This window comes from Bradyrhizobium campsiandrae, assembly GCF_014529705.1.
Classification (GTDB): domain Bacteria; phylum Pseudomonadota; class Alphaproteobacteria; order Rhizobiales; family Xanthobacteraceae; genus Bradyrhizobium; species Bradyrhizobium campsiandrae.
Window position 1 is genome coordinate 1 of record NZ_JAANIH010000255.1, and the last position, 399, is coordinate 399.

At 60.9% G+C, this 399-nt stretch carries 1 protein-coding gene; it reads right to left on the minus strand.

All coding sequences use genetic code 11. The annotated features are described in order from the left end of the window. Window positions 1-385 (minus strand): hypothetical protein (locus G8O24_RS47330; protein ID WP_210324925.1); only part of this gene is annotated, 385 nt, incomplete at its 3' end. Window positions 386-399: the final 14 nt, after the last annotated feature.

Sequence of the window (399 nt, forward strand, 5' to 3'; positions counted from 1 at the left end):
GGGATATGATGGCGTCATAACGCGACATCGGATGGATCGACTCCGCGAAGGTTTCTAACGCAGAACGCACGACTGCTTCGACTCGGGGGACGGCGTGGCCCGGATACGTTTGCGATCCCGGACGCAGTCTCTCTCCAATGGCAATAAGGCCCTTGGCTTCGTTATTGCGCACTGCGCTGACGCTCATGCCAAGGGTCTCAGCGATGTCGTCGTCGGAGAGGTCTGGCGTAGCCAACTTGAGAACGAGCACCTCGCGCTGACGGGCCAGCAGACCCCTCAGGCACCAATAAGCCAGGTCCTCAGGAGTTTCGGGTGGGGTGGCATCCCGCTCGGCCGGCTGACGGCTCCTAGCCTTGTTCACGACAGCAGTGCGCACATACGACACGGCATGCTCATACG